The sequence below is a fragment of the Janthinobacterium rivuli genome (genome assembly GCF_029690045.1).
Taxonomy (GTDB): Bacteria; Pseudomonadota; Gammaproteobacteria; order Burkholderiales; family Burkholderiaceae_D; genus Janthinobacterium; species Janthinobacterium rivuli.
Genome location: NZ_CP121464.1, coordinates 1371285 through 1390981 on the forward strand (window position 1 = coordinate 1371285; position 19697 = coordinate 1390981).

General features: G+C 63.8%; 15 protein-coding genes. 10 read left to right on the forward strand and 5 right to left on the reverse strand.

Translation table 11 applies throughout. The features are described from left to right. Positions 1–12: 12 nt before the first annotated feature. The 3 genes from P9875_RS06220 to P9875_RS06230 all read right to left on the reverse strand — a co-directional run bounded on the left by P9875_RS06220 (position 13) and on the right by P9875_RS06230 (position 2765). Positions 13–528: a hypothetical protein gene (locus tag P9875_RS06220; RefSeq protein WP_081922693.1), complete on the reverse strand. Its 516-nt coding sequence runs from the start codon at positions 526–528 to the stop codon at positions 13–15. A 91-nt stretch (positions 529–619) separates the two neighbouring features. After that, the gene (locus P9875_RS06225) at positions 620–1297 is read right to left on the reverse strand and encodes a TetR/AcrR family transcriptional regulator (RefSeq protein ID WP_278317852.1); all 678 of its coding nucleotides are present in this window, start codon (positions 1295–1297) and stop codon (positions 620–622) included. 10 nt (positions 1298–1307) lie between these two features. Continuing rightward, on the reverse strand, positions 1308–2765 hold the full coding sequence (locus P9875_RS06230; protein ID WP_278317853.1) for a PLP-dependent aminotransferase family protein: 1458 nt from the start codon (positions 2763–2765) through the stop codon (positions 1308–1310). Positions 2766–2966: 201 nt separating this feature from the next. On the opposite strand from P9875_RS06230, the gene P9875_RS06235 reads away from it, so the two are divergent. From P9875_RS06235 to P9875_RS06265, 7 genes are all read left to right on the forward strand, one after another. Then, entirely contained in the window at positions 2967–4283 is a 1317-nt protein-coding gene (locus tag P9875_RS06235) for an aspartate aminotransferase family protein (protein WP_278317854.1), read from the forward strand. A 73-nt stretch (positions 4284–4356) separates the two neighbouring features. Beyond that, positions 4357–5859: a CoA-acylating methylmalonate-semialdehyde dehydrogenase gene (locus tag P9875_RS06240; RefSeq protein ID WP_278317855.1), complete on the forward strand. Its 1503-nt coding sequence runs from the start codon at positions 4357–4359 to the stop codon at positions 5857–5859. Between the two features lie 46 nt (positions 5860–5905). Next, entirely contained in the window at positions 5906–7273 is a 1368-nt protein-coding gene (locus P9875_RS06245; protein WP_278317856.1) for an NAD(P)-dependent oxidoreductase, read from the forward strand. Then, positions 7273–8553, forward strand: a complete 1281-nt coding sequence (gene preA / locus P9875_RS06250; RefSeq protein WP_035825022.1) for an NAD-dependent dihydropyrimidine dehydrogenase subunit PreA — start codon at positions 7273–7275, stop codon at positions 8551–8553. Before P9875_RS06245 ends, preA begins: the two co-directional genes overlap by 1 nt. Before the next feature lie 122 nt (positions 8554–8675). Then, on the forward strand, positions 8676–10160 hold the full coding sequence (locus tag P9875_RS06255; protein WP_072454245.1) for an NCS1 family nucleobase:cation symporter-1: 1485 nt from the start codon (positions 8676–8678) through the stop codon (positions 10158–10160). A gap of 17 nt (positions 10161–10177) precedes the next feature. Beyond that, on the forward strand, positions 10178–11569 hold the full coding sequence (gene hydA / locus P9875_RS06260; RefSeq protein WP_278317857.1) for a dihydropyrimidinase: 1392 nt from the start codon (positions 10178–10180) through the stop codon (positions 11567–11569). Positions 11570–11579: 10 nt separating this feature from the next. Then, on the forward strand, positions 11580–12815 hold the full coding sequence (locus P9875_RS06265; RefSeq protein ID WP_278318797.1) for a Zn-dependent hydrolase: 1236 nt from the start codon (positions 11580–11582) through the stop codon (positions 12813–12815). 12 nt (positions 12816–12827) lie between these two features. On the opposite strand, the gene P9875_RS06270 is transcribed toward P9875_RS06265, so the two are convergent. Both P9875_RS06270 and P9875_RS06275 read right to left on the reverse strand, forming a co-directional pair. After that, positions 12828–14582, reverse strand: coding sequence for an allantoate amidohydrolase (locus P9875_RS06270; RefSeq protein WP_278317858.1), 1755 nt, complete (start codon positions 14580–14582; stop codon positions 12828–12830). A gap of 73 nt (positions 14583–14655) precedes the next feature. Next, positions 14656–15594 (reverse strand): LysR family transcriptional regulator, encoded by a 939-nt coding sequence (locus P9875_RS06275; RefSeq protein ID WP_034754583.1) that lies wholly within the window; start codon positions 15592–15594, stop codon positions 14656–14658. Between the two features lie 131 nt (positions 15595–15725). Between P9875_RS06275 and P9875_RS06280 the strand changes: the two genes are divergently transcribed. The 3 genes from P9875_RS06280 to P9875_RS06290 all read left to right on the forward strand — a co-directional run bounded on the left by P9875_RS06280 (position 15726) and on the right by P9875_RS06290 (position 19612). Continuing rightward, complete coding sequence (locus P9875_RS06280) at positions 15726–16958, forward strand: urate hydroxylase PuuD (RefSeq protein ID WP_278317859.1); 1233 nt, start codon at positions 15726–15728, stop codon at positions 16956–16958. Beyond that, positions 16955–18187 carry a M20/M25/M40 family metallo-hydrolase gene (locus P9875_RS06285; RefSeq protein ID WP_278317860.1) on the forward strand — a complete coding sequence of 411 codons (1233 nt, stop codon included), beginning with the start codon at positions 16955–16957 and terminating at the stop codon, positions 18185–18187. Before P9875_RS06280 ends, P9875_RS06285 begins: the two co-directional genes overlap by 4 nt. A 63-nt stretch (positions 18188–18250) precedes the next feature. Then, positions 18251–19612 carry an amidase gene (locus P9875_RS06290; RefSeq protein WP_278317861.1) on the forward strand — a complete coding sequence of 454 codons (1362 nt, stop codon included), beginning with the start codon at positions 18251–18253 and terminating at the stop codon, positions 19610–19612. Positions 19613–19697: the final 85 nt, after the last annotated feature.

Sequence of the window (19697 nt, forward strand, 5' to 3'; positions counted from 1 at the left end):
CGGGACAAGCGGTTATTCAAACACCTTGAGTTTCAGCTGGAAACTGAGGGCGCCATACAGGCGGTCCTTGTAGGACGGCACGATGGCGATATTCACGCCCACGCGCTGGTATTCATAGCTGATGGTGGGCACCAGGGCCGGGAACCAGCCGCCATCGCGCATCTTCGGATAGCCGCTGAAGCCGCCAACGACGGCGCCGACGCGCAGCGGGCCTACCTTGATCGGCTGGTAGTACACGCCCAGGTAGTTCGAGTAGGCGCGGTCGCTATTGTAGAAGCGGCCAGCCGTGACCGAGGCGACCGTGGAAAAGCGGTATTCGGCGCCCAGGCCCGGATTGCTGTCGTTCAGGTTCTTGTCGCGCTGAAAGTGATACGAATAAAAGCCCGCGTTGAGCCAGGTTTCGCTCAGCGGCTGATTTTCTATCATGCCGACTGTCTGCGCCTGTGCCGCGCCCGCCACTGCCAGCAGCGCCGCGCAGGCAGCTTTGCCCAGCAATGACGCGGTGCGCGCCGATGACCATTGTTTCATGCCTGTTCCTTGTCCTGTCGATATGGCGCCGCCAATGCAAGCGCTCCAGCGCGCCATGCTATCACTGCCAGATTGTTCATTGGAAATTTCATCACGTGCCCGGCGCAGCGCCAGGCAGGGCGATGGCCGCCTGCACCATGTGCGTGAGCAGGATTTCCGCGTCCTCGTAGTCCTTGCGCGTGAGCTGCTTGCGCTCCAGCACCAGGGTCATCTGCGCTGAAAAATCCGCATACGATTGCGTCATGGCCCAGATGGCGAACATCAGGTGAGTGGCGTTGACGGGCGCGATCCTGCCGGCGGCGATCCACGCTTCGAAGACGGCGATATCCTTGCGCAGCAGGGGCACGACTCTTTCTCGTATCTGCGCGCCGTACAGGGGCGCGCCATTGATCACCTCCAGCGCATACACGCGCGAAGCCCACGGCTGTTCGCGCGAAAAACGCAGCTTGGCGCCGATGTACGCGCGCAGCACGTCGCGCGGCTCGTCGTGTTCATTGGCCAGCATATCCATGCGTGCCAGCCAGTCGTCGAGCACATCGTCGAGCACGCGCTGGTACAGCAGCTGCTTGGACGGGAAGTAATACATCAGGTTTTGCTTCGACAGGCCGGCCCGCTCGGCGATGGTGGCGATCGACGCGCCTTCATAGCCGCTTTCCGCAAATACGCGCACGGCTTGTGCCAGGATGTCCGCTTCCAGGCGGTCGCGGTTTTGCAGGCGCCGGCCGCCGGCATTTTTCACGGGAAGGGCAGGGGATTTGTCGCTGGCCATGGCGGGTTCTTTAGCGTGGGCGGATCGATTGCAGGAATGCCTGCAGCACGGGGGTATCGGTGTAGGCCACGTTGAAGCGGAACCACACCGTCTCGGGCGCGCGCAGCATGAAAAATTCGTTCGGCGACAGCAGGATGCCCGCCTTCAAGGCCATGTCGGCGATGATCTTGCCATTCCATTCCGGCGTCTGGATAGTGGGCCAGCCGGCGCTGACGAACATGCCGCCGCGGGGACGCGCCACGGGCGCCATGCCCGCCTGCGTCAGGCAGTCGATACTGCGCTCGCGGGCTGCATCGAGCTGCGCCACCAGCCGTTCCACCATGCGCTTGTAGGGCCGCGCGGACACGGCGTGGTAGACGGCGCGCTCGTTGATTTCCGACGTCGTCAGTCCCGCCAGCATTTTCACGCGCACCAGTTCAGCCACCAGCGACGGCGAGGCGCAAATCGAGCCCACGCGCAGCACGGGCGACAGGGTCTTGGAAAAACTGCCCACGCGGATCACGCGGCGCAAGCCGTCCATGGCCGCCAGCGATGCTTCGCCGCGCGCCGCCAGTTCGCGGTAGATATCGTCTTCCACCAGCCAGAAATCGAATTGCTCGGCCAGTGCCAGCAGGCGGTGCGTTTGCGCCTGGCTCAGCGATGTTCCCAGCGGATTTTGCAGCACCGTGTTGACGAACATCAGCTTCGGCTGCGTGCGCGCCGCTTCAACGGCCAGCGCATCGAGATCGAGGCCCGCCTCGCCGCGCGCAATGCCCACGGGGATGCAGCCGTGATGGCGGATCAGCGACTGCAGATTGCTGTAGCCGGGGTCTTCCACCAGCACCGTGTCGCCGGGCTTGGTCAGGCTGCGCAAGATCAAGTCAAAAGCATGCGTGGCGCCGTGCGTCAGCAAGACCTGGTCCGGCTCCACCTGGAACAGCTCTTCCGACAGGCTGGTGGCCAGGTGCTGGCGCAGCGAGGGAAAGCCGAGAGGATGGCCATAGCCGCGCAATCGGCTGGCGGGAATGCGCATGGCCTGACGCACGGCATCGAGCACGGTCGCTTCGCCATACATCTCGGGCGGCAGCCACCCGGCGCCCACGGGCAGGGCGTCGGACACGCCCGAGTACAGGTCCGGCGTGAGGGCGTCGATGGCGGTCGGACTCGCGTGTACGGCGGCCTGCGGCGAGGCGGCGATATCGTGGCGCGCGACGAAGTAGCCGGAACCACGGCGCGACGACAGCAGGCCGAGGTTGACCAGGCGGTCGTACGATTCGACGACGGTAAACGTCGACACGCCATTGCAGCGGGCGAACTGGCGCACGGACGGCATGCGCGTGCCGATGCGCAGAGCGCGGCTGCCCACCATGACGCTGATGGCGATGACGATCTGCTCGACGAGGCCGCCCTTCTTCTGGCGGTCGATGTCCAGCACGGGCCAGCCGCTTGCTTGCTCGGGGGCATCGTCTGTGCTGTCGCTGTGCTTCACGGTGGCTCCTTATGCTGCCTTGCACAAAACTGTAGTGGTTTTTTGACCTGTACGGTTGGGGTACTTTGCCGTTTGTGTATCTGTGCCATTGGGGATGGCCTGTCTATTATTACATCAGCTTTTTGCCAACTGGTAAATTATTTTACGCTTCGTCAAAAACGATCCTGGCCCCGCGCCAGCCCCCATCCCAAGGAGAAGGTCATGAACGAAACAAGGCCGGAATCGATGTCGGCATTCTGGATGCCGTTTACGAACAACCGTGATTTCAAGGCCAACCCGCGCCTGCTGGTGTCGGCCGAAGGCATGTACTACAAGGACGTCGATGGCAACGCCATCCTCGATGGCACGGCGGGACTGTGGTGCGTGCCGTGCGGCCATGCGCAGCCGAAAATCGTCGGCGCCATCCGCGAGATGGTGGGCCAGCTGGACTTCGCGCCCACCTTCCAGATGGGCCATCCGGCCGCCTTCGAGCTGGCGGAAAAACTGATGGATTACACGGGGCATAAATTCGGCCACGTCTTCTACACCAATTCCGGTTCCGAGGCCGTCGACACGGCCTTGAAGATCGCGCTGGCCTACCACCGGGCGCGCGGCGAGGGCGCACGCACGCGCCTGATCGGCCGCGAACGCGGCTACCACGGCGTGGGCTTTGGCGGCATTTCCGTGGGCGGCATCGGCGGCAACCGCAAAACCTTCGGCCCCTTGCTGCCGGGCGTGGACCACCTGCCGCACACGCACAACCTGGACAAGAATGCCTACACGGTGGGCGAGCCGGAATACGGCACCCACCTGGCCGATGAACTGGAACGCATCGTCGCCCTGCACGACGCCTCGACGATTGCCGCCGTCATCGTCGAACCGGTGGCCGGCTCCACGGGCGTGCTGATCCCGCCGAAAGGCTATCTGAAACGCTTGCGCGAACTGTGCACCAAGCACGGCATCCTCTTGATCTTCGATGAAGTCATCACGGGTTTCGGCCGCATGACGACGCCATTTGCAGCCGACTATTTCGACGTCGAGCCGGATCTGATGACGACGGCCAAGGGCCTGACCAACGGCATGGTGCCGATGGGCGCCGTGTTCAGCAAAAAGTATATCCACGACGCTTTCATGGATGCGCCACCCGGCATTGAACTGTTCCACGGCTACACGTATTCCGGCCACCCGCTCGCGTGCGCCGCCTCGCTGGCGACCCTGCAAGTGTTCGAGGAACAGGACATCCTCGGTCACGCCAAAGCGATGCAGGCGTATTGGAGCGACGCCGTGCATTCGCTGAAAGGCCTGCCGCACGTGATCGACTTGCGCAGCATCGGGCTGATCGCCGGCATCGAACTCGACCCCATCGCCGGCAAGCCCGGTACGCGCGCCTTCAACGCCTTCAAGCAAGCCTTCGCCGACGGCGTGCTGATACGCACGACGGGCGACATCATCGCCCTGTCGCCGCCGCTGGTGCTGGAAAAACAGCATGTCGACGAGCTGTTTGGCAAGCTGGCCAAGGTACTCAAAAATCTCGATTGAGACGGCGTCAACCCGGGGTCAGACCCGTTGGGTCTGACCCCAGCATTTTTTGGGTTTATAAAGAGGAATACCAATGACTGATCTCGACACGATTACCCACTTCATCAACGGCGCTAAAGTCGACACCCACAGTGGCCGCTACGGCGATGTCTACAACCCCGCCCTGGGCGAGCCCGTCGCCCGGGTGGCGCTGGGCACCGTGGAAGACGTCGACGCGGCCGTGCAGGCGGCGGCCGCCGCCTTTCCTTCCTGGTCGGCCACGCCGCCCCTGACGCGCGCCCGTGTCCTGTTCCGTTACCTGCAGCTGTGCCAGCAGCACACGGACGAATTTGCCGCCATGCTCACGCGCGAGCATGGCAAGACCTTTGCCGACGCGCAGGGCGAAGTGGCGCGCGGCATCGAGATGGTGGAGTTTGCCGTCGGCATTCCGCAGTTGCTGAAGGGCGAATTCACGGACCAGATTTCTCGCGGCATCGACGCCTGGTCCATGCGCCAGGCGCTCGGTGTGGTGGCCGGCATCACGCCTTTCAACTTCCCCGTGATGGTGCCGATGTGGATGTTCCCCGTCGCTATCGCCTGCGGCAATACCTTTGTATTAAAGCCGTCCGAGCGCGATCCGTCGGCGTCCCTGCTGCACGCCAAACTTCTCAAAGATGCGGGCTTGCCCGACGGCGTCTTCAACGTGGTGCAGGGAGATAAAGTGACGGTCGACGCCTTGCTCGACCACCCCGTCGTGCAGGCGATCAGCTTTGTCGGCTCCACGCCGATCGCCGAATATATCTATGCGCGCGGCAGCGCCAGCGGCAAGCGCGTACAAGCCTTGGGCGGCGCGAAAAACCACATGGTGGTGATGCCCGATGCGGACATGGACATGACGGTCGACGCCCTGATCGGCGCTGCCTACGGATCGGCGGGCGAGCGCTGCATGGCCATCTCCGTGGTGGTGGCCGTGGGCGACGCGGGCGACAAGTTGATTGATGCACTGGCAACGCGCACGGCCGCACTGAAAGTGCGCGACGGCATGGAAGATGGTGCGGAAATGGGACCGGTCGTGTCCTTGGCGGCCAAGCAGCGCATCGAAAAACTCATCGCCTCCGGCGTGGAGCAGGGCGCGACGTTGGTGGTCGATGGCCGCAATCACGTGGTGCCGGGCCGCGAGAACGGCTTCTTTGTCGGCGGCACCTTGTTCGACCACGTCACGCGCGACATGAGCATCTACAAGGAAGAGATTTTCGGCCCCGTGCTGTGCGTGCTCCGGTGTCCTGACGTGGTGCATGCGGTGGAACTGATCAACGCCAACGAGTATGGCAACGGCGTGGCCATCTACACGCGCGACGGCGGTGTGGCGCGCGAATTCGTGCGCCAGATTCAGGTCGGCATGGTGGGCGTCAACATCCCCTTGCCCGTGCCGATGGCCTTCAACAGTTTCGGTGGCTGGAAGCGCAGCATGTTCGGCGATCACCACGCCTATGGCCCCGAAGGCGTGCGTTTCTACACGCGCCACAAGGCCGTGATGCAGCGCTGGCCGAACACGGCAAGCGCTGGTGTGGAATTTGCTTTTCCCCAGATGAAGTAAAGGTTTCAAATCACAAGCCGGCCGCACATAACAAGAGGAATACGCGATGATCGAGTCTTTGAACTATTTGCCGCATCCCACCCTGCCCAACGAGGAACTGGCGGGCCACTTCACGGATCTGGCGCCACCGCTCACGGCGCGCCAGGCCGCTATCGAAAGCGCCCGCTGCCTATATTGCTACGACGCGCCGTGCAGCCGCATCTGTCCGTCGGAAATCGACGTGGCCAGCTTCATCCGCAACATCCACGACAAGAACATCAACGGCGCCGCCGCTGGCATCCTGAAACAGAATATCCTGGGCGGCAGTTGCGCCAGGGTCTGCCCGACGGAAATCCTCTGCGAAGACGTCTGCGTGCGCAACCACGACGCGGAAGGCCAGCCCGTCAAGATCGGCCTCTTGCAGCGCTACGCCGTCGACCACATGCATTTTGCACAGCACCCGTTCAAGCGGGCGGCAAGCACGGGCAAGACGATTGCCATCGTTGGCGCAGGGCCGGCCGGCCTGTCGTGCGCGCACCGCCTGGCCATGCTGGGCCACGACGTGGTGATCTTCGAGAAGGAAGGCAAGGCGGGCGGCTTGAATGAATACGGCATCGCCAAATACAAGCTGACGGACGACTTCGCGCAAAAGGAAATCGACTTCCTGCTCGATATCGGCGGCATCGAGATCCGATGTCGCCAGGCGCTGGGCGAGAACCTGCAGCTGCGCGACTTGCACGCGCACTACGACGCCGTGTTCCTGGGGCTGGGCCTGGGCGTCAGCCGCAAGCTGGGCTTGACGGGCGAGGAGGCGCCGGGACTCCTGGCCGCCGTCGATTACATCAGCGCGCTGCGCCAGGCGGACGACCTTGCCGCGCTGCCCGTGCCGAAACGGGTGATTGTGATTGGCGCCGGCAATACGGCCATCGACATGGCCGTGCAAATCCAAAGGCTCGGTGCCGAGGAAGTCACCCTCGTCTACCGGCGCGGTTTCGACGCCATGACGGCCACCCACCATGAACAGGAGATCGCCAAGGCGAACCAGGTGCGCATGCTGACGTGGGCCCAGCCGCAGCAGGTGCTGCTCGACGCGGCTGGCAAGGTGGCGGGCATGCGTTTCGAAAAAACGGCCATGCAGGGCACGCGTCTGGCGGGAACGGGGGAAACGTTCGACGTGGCGGCCGGCGCCATCTTCAAGGCCATCGGCCAGAGCCTCGACACCGAGGTGCTGCATGATCCGATGGCCTCGCTGCTGAAACGCGAAGGCGACAAGATCGCCGTCGATGGGGGCTTTCGCACGGTGCTGCCGGGGATCTATGCGGGCGGCGATTGCGTGGCGCCGGGGCAGGACTTGACGGTGCAAGCCGTCCAGCATGGCAAGCTGGCCGCACTGGCCATCCATTCCGATTTGATCAATAAAGTGGAGGCTGCATAATGGCTGATCTCAGTATCGAATTTTGCGGCATCAAGGCGCCGAATCCCTTCTGGCTGGCGTCCGCACCGCCGACCGACAAGGCCTACAACGTGGTGCGCGCGTTCGAGGCGGGGTGGGGCGGCGTCGTGTGGAAAACCCTGGGGGAAGACCCGGCCGCCGTCAACGTCTCGTCGCGCTATTCCGCCCTGTATGGCAAGAACCGCGAAGTGGTGGGCTTCAACAACATTGAACTGATCACCGACCGCTCACTGGAGATCAATCTGCGCGAAATCACGCAGGTGAAAAAGGACTGGCCCGACCGCGCCATGATCGTCTCCCTGATGCTGCCGTGCGAAGAGCACTACTGGGCCGACATCCTGCCCAAGGTCGAGGCGACGGGAGCGGATGGCATCGAACTCAATTTCGGCTGCCCGCACGGCATGCCGGAGCGGGGCATGGGAGCGGCCGTGGGCCAGGTGCCCGAGTACGTGCAGATGGTCACCGCCTGGTGCAAGAAGCATAGCCGCTTGCCCGTCATCGTCAAGCTCACGCCCAACATCACGGACGTGCGCATGCCGGCGCGCGCGGCCAAGGCGGGCGGCGCGGACGCCGTCTCGCTGATCAACACCATCAACTCGATCACCTCGCTGGACCTGGACCGCATGGTGGCCTTGCCCATCGTCGGCGGCGCCAGCACGCACGGCGGCTATTGCGGGTCTGCCGTCAAACCGATCGCCCTGAACATGGTGGCCGAAATCGCCCGCGATCCGCAGACGCGCGGTTTGCCCATTTCCGGCATCGGCGGCATCGGCAACTGGCGCGACGCGGCCGAATTTCTCGCCCTGGGCGCCGGCTGCGTGCAGGTGTGCACGGCCGCCATGCTGCATGGCTTTCGCATCGTCGACGAGATGAAGGATGGCCTGTCGCGCTGGATGGACGAGAAGGGCTATGCACGCATCAGCGATTTTTCCGGCAAGGCCGTGGCCAACACGACGGACTGGAAATACCTGGACATGAATTACCAGGTCATCGCGCAGATCAACCAGGACGACTGCATCAAATGCGGCAAGTGCTATGTGGCCTGCGAAGACACCTCGCACCAGTCGATTGCGCAGCTGATCGACGCCGCCGGCACGCGCACCTATGAAGTGATCAAGGACGAATGCGTGGGCTGCAATCTGTGCGAAATCACCTGTCCGGTGCAGGGTTGCATCACGATGGTGCCGCAGACGACAGGCAAGCCGTACATGAACTGGACGCAGGATCCGCGCAACCCTCGGGCATTGGCGGAGTCGGCATAGGGCACGGTTATTGCGTGCGTTTTATTTGTAAACAGCGGCCGGCCTTTGCGGTAAGCTAGATTGACTTAAAGGTCGCGCCGTTTCTATAAAACCGATCCCCTCCCAACCGATGGAGCATACCTGTGAACCACGACTATTCAGGCAACACGCAACTCTGGAATGAAGACCTGGCGCCCACCACGGCGGCGCAGCGCACCTGGCGCTGGTATCACTTTGCCGCGCTGTGGGTCGGCATGGTGATGTGCATTCCCGCCTACACCCTGTCGGCCAGCCTGATCGACAGCGGCATGTCCGGTTACCAGGCCGTGCTCACGGTATTTCTCGCCAACGCCATCGTGCTCCTGCCCATGCTGCTGATCGGCCATGCGGGCACCAAGTACGGCATCCCGTATGCCGTGCTGGCGCGCGCCTCGTTCGGCACCATGGGCGCGCGCTTGCCCGCCCTGATGCGCGCCATCGTCGCCTGCGGCTGGTACGGCATCCAGACCTGGTTCGGCGGGCAGATGATCTATACCCTGATGGGCGTGCTGGTGGGCCATGAACTGGGCGGCGAGAAGATCGCGGGCCTGGGCATCAATGGCAGCCAGTTGCTGTGCTTTCTGGCTTTCTGGGCCATCCAGTTTTATTACATCCTGCATGGCATGGAGTCGATCCGCAAGCTCGAAACCTACACGGCGCCGCTGAAAATCCTCATCTGCTTCGTGCTGCTGTACTGGGTGCACAGCAAGGCGGGCGGCGTGGCCAGCCTGCTGGACCAGCCATCGCAATTCATCCCCGGCGGTAAAAAGGCGGGCCAGTTCTGGAGCGTCTTCTGGCCATCGCTGACCGCCATGGTGGGTTTCTGGGCCACGCTGGCATTGAATATCCCCGACTTCACGCGCTTTGCCAAGACGCAGCGCGACCAGGTGATCGGCCAGTCGATCGGCTTGCCCGTGCCGATGGGCCTCCTGGCCATGCTGGCCGTGATCGTCACGGCAGGCTCCGTCGTCATGTACGGCAAGGCCATCTGGGATCCCGTCGATCTGGCCAGCCGCATGACGGGCGCCGCCGTGCTGATCGCCCTGATCATCCTGCTGATCGACACGGTCAGCGTCAACCTGGCCGCCAACCTGGTGGGCCCCGCGTACGACTTTTCCTCGCTGGCGCCAAAGCAGATTTCATACAAGATGGGCGGCTACATCACGGCCTTCATCGCCATCGTCATGATGCCGTGGAAGGTGCTCGAATCGACGCAGGGCTATATCTTCACGTGGCTGATCGGCTACTCGGCCCTGCTGGGGCCCATCGCCGGCATCCTCATCGTCGACTATTATTTTGTGCGCAAGACGCAGCTGGACGTCAAACAGCTGTACCGCGACGACGGCGTCTACTCGTATGGCAATGGCTGGAACATGGCGGCGCTGATCGCCTTTGTCATCGCCGTGCTGCCGAATATCCCGGGCTTTCTGAACGCTGCCTTTCCCACGGCGTTTCCCGACGTGGCCGAAGGCTTTAAAACCATTTACACCTACGCCTGGTTCGTGGGCGTGGCCATCGCCGCCGTCGTGTACGGCGTCATGATGAAGGGCAAGGCCGTGGCGCACGTGCAGCAGGCGCCGCAGTCGTAATCACTGAAGGAGACAAGATGACTACACTGATACGTGGCGGTACCGTCGTCAACGCCGACCGCGCGTTTCGCGCCGATGTGCTGATCGAAGGCGACACCATCGCCGCCGTCGGCGAGAACCTGCCGGTTCCGGCCGGCGCCACGGTGATCGACGCGGGCGGCCTGTACGTGATGCCGGGCGGGATAGACACGCACACGCACATGAATCTGCCCTTCATGGGCACCGTGACGTCCGACGATTTTTTCACGGGCACGGCGGCGGGTCTGGCGGGCGGCACCACCACCATCATGGACTTCGTCATTCCCGCGCCCAAGCAGTCGCTGATCGAGGCCTACCACCAGTGGCGCGCGTGGTCGGCCAAGGCGGCCGGCGACTATACCTTCCACGTGGCGATCACCTGGTGGAGCGAGCAGGTACATGAAGAAATGGGAGTGCTGGTGCGCGAGCATGGCGTGAACAGCTTCAAGCACTTCATGGCCTACAAAAACGCCATCATGGCCGACGATGAGACCTTGGTGAAAAGCTTTACCCGTTCCCTGGAGCTGGGCGCGCTGCCCACCGTGCATGCGGAAAATGGCGAGCTGGTTTTTCAATTGCAGCAAGCCTTGCTCAAGAAGGGGATCACCGGGCCGCAGGCGCATCCGCTGTCGCGCCCACCGGCCGTGGAAGCGGAGGCGGCCAACCGCGCCATCGCCATTGCCAACGTCCTCAATACTCCCGTGTACATCGTGCACGTCTCGTGCGCCGAATCGCTCGACGCCATCACGCGGGCGCGCGCCAACGGCCAGCGCGTGTATGGCGAAGCGCTGGCGGGCCATCTGGTGATCGACGACAGCGTCTACCAGAGCGACGATTTTGATTTCGTCGCCGGCCACGTCATGAGCCCGCCGTTTCGCGGCAAGCACCATCAATCGGCCCTGTGGCACGGCCTGCAAAGCGGCAACCTGCACACGACGGCCACCGACCACTGCACCTTCTGTGCCGAGCAAAAAGCGGCGGGCAAGGACGACTTTACGCGCATCCCGAACGGCTGCGGCGGCGTCGAGGAACGCATGGCCGTGGTGTGGGACGCTGGCGTCAATTCCGGCATGCTGACACCGTCCGAATTCGTCAAGGTCAGTTCCACCAACGCGGCGCAGATCTTCAATATGTATCCGCGCAAGGGTGTCATCGCCGCGGGCAGCGATGCCGACATCGTGCTGTGGGACCCACAGGGCACGCGCACCATTTCCGCCGCCACGCAGTTCGCCAAGGGAGGCTTCAACGTCTTCGAAGGGCGCACCGTGCGCGGCATCCCCAGCACCACGATTGCCGCCGGCAAGGTGGTGTTCCACAAGGGCGAACTGATGGCCGTCGAAGGAGCGGGGCGCTATATCGAACGGCCCGCCTTTTCCGCCACGACAGCTTAAGGAGTTGATGATGGATGCATTGCGTATCAATGGCGAACGACTGTGGGCGGCCCTGATGGAGCTGGCGCAGATCGGCGCGACAGCGAAGGGCGGCGTGAAACGCCTGGCCCTGACGGATCTCGATAAACAGGGCCGCGACCTGGTGGTGGGCTGGGGCCGCGAAGCGGGCATGAGCATCACGATCGACCAGATCGGCAACGTCTTCATGCGCCGCGACGGCACGGACAATACGCTGCCGCCCGTGATGACGGGCAGCCATATCGACACGCAGCCCACGGGCGGCAAGTTCGATGGCAATTACGGCGTGCTGGCGGGACTGGAAGTGGTGCGCACCCTGAACGATTTGCACATCAAGACGCGGGCGCCCATCGAGGTGGCTTTCTGGACCAACGAGGAAGGCTCGCGCTTCGTGCCCGTGATGATGGGGTCCGGCGTGTTCTGCGGCGCCTTCTCGCTGGAGACGGCGTATGCGGCCAAGGACACGGAAGGCAAGACCGTGGGCGAGGAGCTGGCGCGCATCGGATACAAGGGCGAGCAGGTACCGGGCGACCACCCGATCGGCGCCTACTTTGAAACGCATATCGAGCAGGGCCCCGTGCTGGAAGACGCCGATAAAGTCATCGGCGTCGTGCCTGCCGTGATGGGGTTGTCGTGGTACGACTGCGTGGTGACGGGCATGGAAGCGCATGCGGGACCCACGCCCATGGGCTTGCGCAAGGATGCGCTGCAAGTGGCCACGACCATCATGCAGGAAGTCGTCGCCATTGCCAACCGCTACCCGCCGTATGGGCGCGGCACGGTGGGCATGGTGCAAGTCTTCCCGAACAGCCGCAACGTGATTCCCGGCGAAGTCACATTCAGCATCGACCTGCGCAATGTGAACGATGAACTGCTCAACACCATGCATGGGGAGATCACGGCCTTCATCGACGCCACGCGCGACAGGACGGGCCTGGGCATTTCACTGGAACGGGTGTCCTACTACCCGCCATGCCCGTTCCACCCCGACTGTGTGGGTGCCGTGCGCAACGCCACGGAAAAACTGGGCTATTCCGTGATGGACGTGGTCTCCGGCGCCGGCCACGACGCCATCTACGCGGCCCGGCTGGCGCCGGCCGGCATGATCTTCGTGCCGTGCAAGGACGGCATCAGCCACAATGAAATCGAAGACGCCAAGCCCGAGCACCTGGAAGCGGGCTGCAACGTGCTGCTGCACGCGATGCTGGAGCGGGCCGTGGCGGTATAAGCTTTGGGCAGCTTACGGCTTCGGCTGGAAGCTGCGCAAGAACGCCAGCAGCGCGCGCGCCGCGATGTCGGCGTCGTCCGCCGTCATGGTTTCCAGCGGGTTGTGGCTGATGCCGCCGTTGCCGCAGCGGGTAAACAGCATGGCCACATCGGTGATGGCGGCCATGGCCATGGCGTCGTGGCCGGCTCCCGACAGCAGCGCATACGGTGCGATGCCGACGGATTCCACGGCCTGCGCCAGCTGCGCCATCAGCCACGGCGCGCAAGGCGCCGCGCTGATCGACAGCAGCAGTTCAAGCTGATAATCGATCTGGCGCCGCGCGCAGATGGCGGCGATGCCATCGAGAATATCGTCGACGGCCGCCTGGCGTACCGCGTCGCTGGCCGCGCGGATATCCAGCGACAGGGTGCAGGCGCCGGCGATCACGTTGACGGAGCCATTCGGTACCTGCAGCTGCCCCACGGTGCCCACCAGCGCCTCGCCCTGGTTGCAGCGCTGTTCCACCAGCAGGATGATTTCGGCGGCCGCGCTGGCGGCGTCCTTGCGCATGGTCATGGGCGTGGTGCCCGCGTGGCTGGCCACGCCGCCAAGATTGACCAGGTAGCGCGAGCTGCCGGCAATCGCCGTGACGATCCCCAGCGGCAGGTCGCGCTCGAGCAGCACGGGACCCTGCTCGATGTGCACTTCCACATAGCCGAGCAAATCCGCCGGATCGCGCGCGATGGCGCCGATGGCGCTCGCCTCGTGGCCGGCGGCGGCCAGCGCGTCGCGCATGCTCACGCCATCCGCGTCTAACTGCTCCAGCAGCGACACGTCGAACTTGCCCGTGATGGCCGTGCTGCCCAGGAACGTGCTCTTGAAGCGCACGCCTTCTTCCTCGGCGAAGCCGACGACCTCGAAGTGGAAAGGCAGCTTTTCGCCCCGTTCGTGCAGGTGGCGCACGACGGCGATCGGCAGCACGATGCCCAGCCGGCCGTCGTACTTGCCGCCGTTGCGCACCGTGTCGTAATGGGATCCCGTCATCAGGGTCTTCGCGCCGGGGATATCGGACAGATAGCGGCCGACCACATTGCCGACGGCGTCGATGTGCACCTGCATGCCGGCGTCCCGCATCCAGTCGGCCAGCTGCGCGGTCGTTCTCTGGTGCGCCGGCGTCAGGTAGGCGCAGGTCAGGTTGTAATCGCTGTCGCTCCAGCCGGCCAAGGTTTCCGCGTGCTGCATGATGGCCGGACCGAAGTCCAGGCGCACGTCGAACAGGTCGTTCAGGCGCAGCTCGGCGATGCGCTTGATCTGCCGCAGCGATTCGGCCAGTTCATCGGCGCGCCGGTTCTTCAGGCGCCGGGCAAATGTGGCGATGATGTCCTGGCGCGTCAAGCCTTCGCCCGTCGGGCCCTTGACGGCCAGGATGAAGGGAAAGCCGAATTTGGCGTTGTATTCACTGTTGAGGCGCTGCAGGGTGGCAAATTCGTCGGCGCTGCACAGGTTCAGGCCGGACTTGGCCTGTTCGCGCGTCGATTCCGCCGTCAGCTGGCCCGCGATGGCTGCCTTGCCGGCCAGTTCCGGGTGGGCGCGTATCAGCCCCAGTTGCTCTTCGGGCGAGGCGTGCGCCAGCACGCGCTGCAGCTCCGTCTTGAGCGCCGTCAGGCTGGCAAACGGCCGGGCGGCGGCCGCGCGCTGGGCGATCCAGGGCGAATGTTCATAGATGCCATGCAGCCGTGCGATAAAGTCTGCCGGGCTGCCGGCGTTCAGGTCTGAAAGGGTGGTCATGGTTTTCCGATCATGCAAGCGGTGATGATAGCGCCCCGTTCCTGCGTCCATTATATGCGCGTGCTGATAGCGGCTATCGCTGCACCAGCGCCTTGGCGGCCGCGCTGACCTGGTCGCGCAGCCATTTGTGCTCGGGCGCCTGGTGCACGCGCTGGTGCCACAGCTGGTAAAAGCGCATGGGCGGAAATTTCAAGGGCACGGTATACGTTTTCAGCGGCAGGGTCTTTTCATAGAAACGCATGAATTGCCGGCCCGTGGTCAGCACCAGGTCCGTCTGCGTCAGCATGTAGGGGATCAGGCCGAAATACGCGGATTCCACCACCACGTTGCGCTGCAGGTTTTGCCGTTCGAGGAAGGAATCGATCACGCCGTGGTAGCCGGGCATCATCTGCGACGGCGCCACGTGGGGCAGGCTCAGATAATCGTCGAGGGTCATGGCGTCGCTGGCCGTGCGCCGCGCATAGGCGTTTTCCGCATGCATGGCGCAGATGATGGGGTCTTCGAACAGCTTCGAGATGTGCAGGTGCGCGGGCGGCTCGTCCCAGTTGGCGATGACCAGGTCCAGGCCACCATCGGAGAGCTGGCGGATATGGTCGATGCCCGGTCCCAGGCTGTGCAGCACGACGCGGCTTTTCGGCGAGCCGCGGCGCAGCAGCGCCACCACGTTGGGCAGGAACTGGCTGTCCAGGTAGTCGGGCGCGGCGATATGAAAGGTGCGCGCCTCTTCCTGCGCCACGAACGGCGTCTTCTTGACGAACAGGCTCTCCGTCTGATCGAGGATGCGCTTGGCCGGATTGAGCAGGCTTTCGCCATGCTGGGTCGGCACCATGCCGCGCGCGCCGCGCACCAGCAGCGGGTCGCCCGTCAATTCTCTAAGCTTGCGCAAGGAGGCGGAAATCGAGGGCTGCGGCTGATTGAGCTTCAATGCCACGCGCGAGACGTTCTTTTCCACCAGCAGCAGGTAAAGGATGCGGATCAGGTGCAGGTCAAGGTGTTGCGGCAGGCTGGACATGTGGCGGCGCCTCTGTTGTATATCGATTTGAATATGTCAAATATACGATATATTTCATGTGATGGGCGGTAAATCCGTTTATCTTGTGTAGATTGGCACGAATATTGGTTCGGTCTGACTAGAGGAAATTTATGGAAGTATTCGCCTACCTGATCCCGTACGGCCTTGAGTGGCTGAACCTGATCGTCCGCTGGCTGCACGTCATCACGGGCATCGCCTGGATCGGTGCTTCCTTTTATTTCGTCTGGCTCGATAACTCGATCCGCCCGCCCGCACCGGGCTCCGAGCTGGCGAAGAAGGGCGTGTCGGGAGAACTGTGGGCCGTGCATGGCGGCGGTTTCTACAACCCGCAAAAATACCTGGTGGCGCCGGCCGAATTGCCGAAGGAACTGCACTGGTTCAAGTGGGAAGCGTATTCCACGTGGCTGTCCGGTTTCGCGCTGCTGACCATCGCGTATTACTTCAATGCCCAGGCCATGATGATCGACAAGGCCGTGGCGGACATCTCCAGCGGCCAGGCCGTCGGCATCGGCATCGCCACCCTCGTCATCGGCTGGACCGTGTACGACCTGCTGTGCCGCTCGAAGCTGGCGCAATATGAACTGTGGTTCGGCGTGACGGTGTTCGCGCTGATCGTCGGCGCCGCCTACGTGCTCACGCATTTGCTCAGCGGGCGCGCCGCCTACATTCACGTGGGCGCCATGATCGGCACCATCATGGTGGCCAATGTGCTGATGCTGATCATCCCCGGCCAGCGCAAGATGGTCGAAGCCATGGCCGCCGGCAAGCTGCCCGACCCCAAGCACGGCTTGAAGGCCAAGCAGCGCAGCGTGCATAACAATTATTTTACGTTACCGGTGCTGTTCATCATGATCAGCAACCACTATGCGATGACTTACCGTAACGATCACGCGTGGTTGGTGCTGGCCCTGATCATGGCGGCCGGCGTCTTCATTCGCCACTTCTTCAACCTGCGCCACAAGGGACGTGTCGAGTGGCGCTATCCGGCCATCGGCGTGGCTTTGCTGCTGGCCGTGGCTATCGCCATCGCGCCGAAAGCACCGGTGGCCGTGGCGGCCGCGCCGGCGGTGGATCCGGCCGCGCAGTTCAAGAGCGTGCATGCCATCATCGCCCAGCGCTGCGCCACCTGCCATTCGGCCCAGCCCACGCAAGCCGGTTTCGCCACGGCGCCGGCTGGCATGATGCTGGATAATGAAACGCAAATTCGCCAGCACGCGGCGCAAATTTACAAGCAGGCCATCGAGCTGAAAGCCATGCCGATCGGGAACCTGACGAATATGACGGAGGCCGAGCGCAGCGAATTGGGCGCCTGGCTGCAACAGACCATGCAAGGAGCAAAATGACGACGCACGCAGAAAAAATCACGGCCTGGATCGACGACCACTTCGACGAGGAAGTCGCCTTTTTACAGCAGGTGGTGCAGCAGCCGACGGATACGCCGCCCGGCAACAACGCGCCCCATGCGGAGCTGGTGGCCCAATTGCTGCAGGCATATGGCTGGCACGCCGAAAAACACGCGGTCCCTGCCGACCAGGTGGAAGCGTACGGCATGCAGAGCATCACCAATTTGATCGTGCGCCGCCCCTACGGCGCAGGCGGGCCGACCGTGGCACTGAATGCGCATGGCGACGTGGTGCCGCCCGGCGACAACTGGACGTATCCGCCATATGGCGGCCAGATCGACGGCGGCTATATGTATGGCCGCGCGACGGCCGTCTCAAAAGGCGATTTCGCCACCTATCTGTTTGCCGCGCGCGCGCTCGAAGCCCTGGGCATTCCGCTCAAAGGCCAGCTGGAACTGCATTTTACGTACGACGAGGAATTCGGCGGCTTGCTGGGGCCGGGCTGGCTGCTGGAACAGCAACTGACGAAGCCCGATTTCGTCATCGCCGCCGGTTTCAGCTACGGCATCGTCACGGCGCACAACGCCTGCCTGCAGCTGGAAATCACCGTGCACGGCAAGTCGGGCCACGGCTCCATGCCGGAGACGGGGCACGATGCGCTGCAGGCGGCCAACAAGATCCTCAACGCCATCTATGGCCAGTTGCCGGAGCTGAAAAAGATCAAGTCCAAAGTGGCCGGCATCGACTCGCCCACCATGCTCGTGGGCCGTATTGACGGCGGCACGAATACCAATGTGGTGCCGGGCAAGGTCGTCATGAAGATGGACCGCCGCATGATCCCGGAAGAAGACCCGGTGGCGGTGGAGGCGCAGGTGCGCGCGCTGATCGAGAATGCCGTGCGCGGCGAACCTGGCATCCGCATCGAGATCCGCCGCCTGCTGCTGTCGCATGCGCTGCGCCCCTTGCCTGGTTCCGAGCAGCTGGTTGGCAGCTTGCAGAAAAACGCGCAAGCGATTCTGGGCGAGACGATTCCCGCCGTCGGCACGCCGCTGTATGCCGATGCGCGCCTGTATGGCGAGCGGGGCATCCCCGCCGTGCTGTATGGCGCCGGCCCGCGCACGGTGCCCGAATCGAATGCGAAGAAGGCCGACGAGCGCCTGGCGCTCGACGATTTGCGCAAGGCCAGCAAGATCGTTGCCCTGACCCTGCTCGACTTCCTGGGCGCTTGACAGGGCGGCGACTATGCCGCATGCATCCGGTAAGATGCATGCCTGGACAATCGCGGAGGCAGCATGGATGTGACTGGCAAGAGGACGATAAGGGAACTGGCGGCCGACCTGGCCGCTGGCCGCATCACCAGCGTGGCATTGACACAGCAGATGCTGATGCGCGCCGAGGCGCACCGGGCGCAGGGCGGCCATGCGTATGTCAGCCTCGATGGCGAACAGGCGCTGATGGAAGCGCGGGCCAGCGATGCGGCGCGCGCCGCCGGCATCGTTGCCTCGCCCTTGGCCGGCGTGCCCATTTCCATCAAGGACCTGTTCGACGTCAAAGGGCAAACCAGCAGCGCCGCCTCGCTGGCGCTGGCCGACGTGCCGCCCGCCGTGGCCGATGCGCTTGCCGTGGCGCGCCTGCGCGCGGCCGGCGCCGTCCTGCTGGGCCGCACCAACATGAGCGAATTCGCGTTTTCCGGCCTGGGCCTCAATCCCCATTACGGCACGCCGCGCAATCCGCTGGACCATGAACGTGTGGCGGGCGGCTCCACCTCGGGCGGCGCCGTGACAGTGGCGCTGGACATGGCGGCCGGCGCGCTGGGCACGGACACGGGCGGCTCGATCCGCATTCCGTCCGCCTTTTGCGGCTTGACGGGCTTCAAGCCGACGGCCGCTTCCGTGCCGCTGGCTGGCACAGTGCCCCTGTCGCGCTCCCTCGATTCGGCCGGCCCCATCGCCCACAGCGTCGACTGCTGCGCGGTGCTGTACGCGGCGCTGTCGGGCCGCAAGCTTGCCGATGGTACGCCAGCGTTGAAAGGACTGCGTTTCGGCTTTACCCTGGACTACGTGGGTACCCATGTCGAGCCGCAGGTACAGCAGGCATTCGACCGTGCGCTGGACAAGCTGCGCGCGGCCGGTGCCCTGGTCGAGCAGTTCGACTTCCCGGAATTGCTGGAGCTACCGACGATCAATGGCGGTGGCGGCCTGGTGGCGGCGGAAGCCTGGCACTGGCACAGGGCGCTGCTGGAAGAGACGGGTGCGCAATACGACCAGCGCGTGGCGGCGCGCATCCGCCGCGGCCAGCAGCAGGGTGCAGCGGACTACATCGATTTGCTCGATGCGCGTGCGCGCCTGATCGCCATCGCGAAGCAGCGCCTGGCGCCATTCGACGCCTGGCTGATGCCCAGCGTAGCCGTACTCGCGCCGCAGGTCGCGCCGCTGGAAGCGGATGATGCCACCTTCTTTGCCACGAACGGTCTGGTGCTGCGCAACGCCAGCGTGATCAACTTCCTCGATGGCTGCGCGCTGTCCTTGCCATGCCATGCAGAGGGTGAGCTGCCCGTGGGGCTGGGCATTTGCGGCCTGGCCGGCGCCGACGATCAGGTGCTGCAAATCGGCCGCGCCGTGGAGGCGCTGTTGCGGGGGAGTGGAAAAGAGTAATACCGTAGTGCAGGAAAATGCCAACTCTGTCATGATGGCTGGCATTAACATGGGAAAGTCGCGCTTCAGGCGCCGGCAAACTTCA